Below are 4,032 nucleotides of genomic sequence, written 5' to 3' on the forward strand. Positions count from 1 at the left end.
CCTGGTGTGGAACGAGTAGGACTGGCCGTGCTCGCTGCGCAGCGAGCGGTACAGCAGGGAGGAGGAACTGGAGCCGAGGAGGTGGGTCAGGACGCCGAAGGCGGCGCGTCCGGGAGCGCCCGCCTCGGGGGAGCGTGCGCCGAAGCAGAGCCAGGCGAACTGCGCCGTCGTGGGATCCGGCAGCGGGTCGCCCGCCCCTGTGGGCTCCGGCGGCACGGAAGCCGCCGGGGCCACCGGCTGCTCGGCCGTGGGGGTGGCGATCCGGGCCAGCACCGCGGGAACCCGCGGGCCCACCACGACCAGGACACCCGGGGCCTTGACGAGCCGCTCGCGGTGAACGGCCGTCAGCTCCGGGACCGTCACGGCGCGAAGCTGCTCGGGCTCGCCGCCGACCGGGCGGCCCAGGGGATGCCGGGGAAAGAGCTGGGCCAGGACCGCGTCCTGGACGGTGTCGGAAGGGTCGGCGGCCGCAGCGGCCAGTTCCTGCAGCACCACGGCTCGTTCCCGGTCCAGGGTCTCGCGGTCGAGCACCGGGTCGAAGATGGCGCGCAGCAACGCGGCGGCCACGTCGTCGGCGTCGTTCGGGTGCACCTGCGCGTAGTACAGCATCGTCTCGAGGCCGGTCTGGGCGTTGGCCTGACCGCCGCGCCGCTCCACGTACTCGCTGAACGACAGCTCCGGCCCGGCGTCCCCGAGGGGGCAGGTCATCACCAGGTGCTCCAGGAGGTGGGCGATCCCGCCGCGGTCCTCCGGGTCGTCGCGGGAGCCGTGGGCCAGCGCGAAGCAGACACTTGTGGTCTTCAGGCGTTCGTCGACAACGGTCAGCAGGGGGACGGACTTGGCCGCCGGCCCCGGGAGGGGGGCGGTGAGCTCGTAGACAGTCAAGGGCCACTCTCGCAGGGCCGTGCGTGGCAGGGGCCGACGCGACAACTGGATGGTCGGGGAACGGTGGAGGGCGGGGGCGGACCGGCGGCTGCCGGGAAGGCGGGCTCCCCGACAGCCGCTCACCATGCGGTGCCTCAGGCCTTGGCGGCCTTGACCTTCACCTTGTCGAGGCGGGGACGCAGGCCAGTAGCGTGGTTGCGGTTCATGTCGCTCTCCTTTGTTCTCTCGGTTCTGATGGGTAGTCGGAAGGCCCGACAGATGAGAACGCTAGAGGTCACGTGTCAACGAACCGTCGATATCCGATTGGCGTCTGTCAACGGCCGCCCCGAGCTTGGTCATCGCTCGTTGTATTGGCTATGGGTGCAGGTCTGATGGGAGTGTTGTCGATCAGGTCGTCCGTACGAATGGTTCGCGGTGGTGGGCCTGGTGGTTGTGGAAGAACTCTCGCTTCTCGTGCCAGGCCCATGAGGTGTCGATGTCGCGGTCGGCATGTGGGGCGCGGACTTTGAGCACGGCTTCGGCCCTGGACGGTCCCCAGCAGGCGCCGGTGACTATCGCCCGAACCGCCCGCCACCTGGCCTCACCCAACGATGCTGGCGCGGTGACGGGCCGGTTCCCGGTGGCCCTGGCGACCGTGAGGTATGCGCAGGGCGGGGGGCTGACCGACGCCGGGAGGGCTGCGTGGGAGCGGATCAGGCTGCCGGCCGTGGAACGCTTCGACGGCGGCCATCCACGCGCCGGACCTGAACCCGCAGGAGGGAGCTGGTCCCTGGTCGAGCGCGACATCGGCAATCCCGCCGCCGCCGATCTGAGCCAGATCACCAGGACCGTGAAGCACCGGCTGAAGCAGATCCGGTACCGCCCGGAGCTGGTCGACGGCTGCTTCGTCGGCCCCGGCCTGATCATGGGCGGCTGACCGACATTGATCTATCAACTTCACTGGCCTGTGCGATAATCGAACAAAAACCGACGACTACGTGACCCACGGTCGAGCTAGGGGTAAAGGCGTGGACGGGGAACTTGGGGACCTCAGGTTCTCGGTGCTGGGGCCGATGCGTTGTCGGCGCGGCGGTACGGTGCTCAGGCTCGGCAGCCCGCAGCAGCAGGCGATGCTCGCCGCGCTGCTGCTGCGCCCGGGCGGAGCGGCCAGTGCCGGCGACCTGATCGACGCGCTCTGGGGCGAGGAGCCGCCGCCGGCTGCGGCCACCACCCTCCGCACGTACGCGTGGCGGCTGCGCAAGCTGCTGGAACCGGACCGCCGCACGCCCGCCGTGCTGGTCTCACTTGCCCACGGTTACCGGCTGGTGCTGCCCCCGGGCGCGGTGGATGCGCAGCAAGCCGAGCAGCTGGCCGCCCGCGCGGAGTCCGAAGCCGCTACGAGCCGTCCGGCGCAGGCGCGTGACCTGCTCAACGAGGCGCTGGACTTGTGGCAAGGTGAACCACTGTCCGGGGTCCCCGGCCCGTACGCCGAGCGGCAGCGCAGCCGATTCAGTGACCTGCGCCTGACGCTGTTAGAAGAGAGGTTGGCGCTCGATCTGATGCTCGGCCGGTCCGCCCACTGCGTGCCGGAGCTGATCACGCTGACCACCGAGCACCCGCTGCGCGAGCGATCGCACGGGCTGCTGATGCGGGCGCTGTACCACAGCGGTCGGCAAGCGGACGCGCTGGCGGCCTTCCGCCGGGTGCGCGAGGTGCTGGTGGAGCAGCTCGGTGTCGAGCCGGGAGCGGAGCTGACCGAGCTGCACCGACAAATCCTGAACGGTGAGACGGCCGAGGCCGGGGAACTCCTCCCAGCGCCCGCCCGGGGATCGACTGTCGTGGCGCCCACCGCTGAGGCCGGTCCGCCCGCGGCGCCCGGGCCGACCATGCCCGACCCTCCTCGGCCTGCACAGTTGCCGCCCGCGCCGGCCGACTTCATCGGCCGCTCGGCCCAGGCCGAAGAAATCCGGACAGCCCTCACTGCCCCCGTACGGGACGCGCTGCCAGTAGTGGCCGTGGTCGGCATGGGCGGCATAGGCAAGACGGCCCTCGCCGTGCACGCCGCCCACCACTCCCGCGCGGCCTTCCCCGACGGCGAGCTCTACGCCGACCTGCAGGGCTGCGAGGCTCTTCCCGCCACCCCCGACGACGTGCTCGCCGCCTTCCTGAGCGCCCTTGGTACCCGTCCCGAGGCAATACCGGACAGCACCGCCGCCCGCTCGGCGCTGTTCCGCTCGCTGACCGACGGCCGGCGCCTGCTGGTGGTCCTCGACAACGCCCGTGACACTGCGCAGATCCGGCCGCTGTTGCCAGGCTCGGCCCACTGTGCCGCACTGGTCACCAGCCGAACCTCGCTGGCCGGCCTGCCCACTGCGGTCCAGCTCGACCTGGACGTCTTCACGCCCGAGGAGGCCGTCGACCTGCTCGGCCGGGTGATCGGCCGGTCCCGGCCGGCGACCGAGCCGCAGGCCGTGCTGGACCTGGTAGCGGCCTGCGGCTACCTGCCGCTCGCGGTACGGATCACCGCCGCCAGGCTGGCAGCACGCCCGAGCTGGACGATCGCCAGCCTCAGCGAGCGGCTCGTTGACGAGCAGCGCCGCATCGACGAACTCCGGATGGGTGACCTGGCCGTCGAAGCGGTCTTCGAGCTGGGCTACCGTCAGCTGACGCAGGATCAGGCCCAGGCGTTCCGGTTGGCGGCCTGGGCCGACAGCCCCGATCTCGGCCTGGATGCCGCCGCAGCACTGCTGGACCTCCCACCCGCCAGGGCCGAGGTGTTGCTGGAGTCGCTGGTGGACGCCGCGATGCTCGACTCGCCCACGGCCGGGCGGTACCGGTACCACGATCTGCTGCGCGGATTCGCCCGCCGTACTTCCCAGGCTCTGGGCTCGGAAGCCGAAGGGGCGCGCAGCCGGCTGCTGGCCCACCTGCTGATCGGCGCTCGCAGCGCGTTCCATCTCGCAGTGCCCGGTGACCCGGTTGCCGGGGCCCTCGGTTGCCATCGGACGGACGGGGTGGACGGACCGGTGCTCGCAGACCTGCCCGCCGCGCGGGCCTGGGTACGGGCGGCGAGCCCGGGAGTGCTCGGCCTGGCCTGCCGTCTGGCCGCCCGAGGGCGTCGTGCTGCGGCGTCTCCTCTGCCATCTGCGGCCTCCTAGCCGTACATCC

The 4,032-nt window shown here is 71.6% G+C and carries 3 protein-coding genes; 2 read left to right on the top strand and 1 reads right to left on the bottom strand.

From position 1 onward, the window contains the following. A partial coding sequence (locus tag AB0H32_RS47210; protein WP_361135567.1) for a pitrilysin family protein occupies positions 1-885 on the bottom strand: 885 nt, incomplete at its 3' end. A gap of 547 nt (positions 886-1,432) precedes the next feature. Here AB0H32_RS47210 and AB0H32_RS47215 point away from each other — a divergent pair. Then, a complete protein-coding gene (locus AB0H32_RS47215) occupies positions 1,433-1,801 on the top strand; it encodes a hypothetical protein (RefSeq protein ID WP_361135570.1) in 369 nt (122 codons plus the stop codon). Between the two features lie 91 nt (positions 1,802-1,892). Further along, the gene (locus AB0H32_RS47220) at positions 1,893-4,022 is read left to right on the top strand and encodes a BTAD domain-containing putative transcriptional regulator (protein WP_361135573.1); all 2,130 of its coding nucleotides are present in this window, start codon (positions 1,893-1,895) and stop codon (positions 4,020-4,022) included. Positions 4,023-4,032: the final 10 nt, after the last annotated feature.

It is taken from the genome of Streptomyces sp. NPDC020362 (assembly GCF_040642095.1).
Taxonomy (GTDB): Bacteria; Actinomycetota; Actinomycetes; order Streptomycetales; family Streptomycetaceae; genus Streptomyces.